The organism is Enterobacter wuhouensis, assembly GCF_004331265.1.
GTDB classification, from domain to species: domain Bacteria; phylum Pseudomonadota; class Gammaproteobacteria; order Enterobacterales; family Enterobacteriaceae; genus Enterobacter; species Enterobacter wuhouensis.
On record NZ_SJOO01000044.1, the window covers coordinates 1 to 225 of the forward strand.

Consider the following 225-nt stretch of genomic DNA (forward strand, 5'->3'; position numbering starts at 1 on the left):
ACGCGCTGACGAACAGCCCCTTTCCGGCGCGGATAGCCCCGTATTCATCCGTGCGCAGTTCTGCGCCCGTGCCGCGGCGCTGTCCCTGTGCGTCCACCAGGTGCCCGCCGTTCAGCTGGGTTTTGCCGTACTCCGTGGCAAGTTTGATATGCTCCTCCCCGCGCCGGTCCTCCATCCGCAGCTTGTTGTTCGCCGGGGTGCGCAGCACGTTGCGCGTGTGGTTGC

At 66.7% G+C, this 225-nt stretch carries 1 protein-coding gene; it reads right to left on the bottom strand.

The genetic code is table 11. From position 1 onward, the window contains the following. On the bottom strand, positions 1-225 hold a 225-nt coding region (locus tag E0L20_RS23815), incomplete at both ends, for a type VI secretion system Vgr family protein (RefSeq protein ID WP_207389469.1).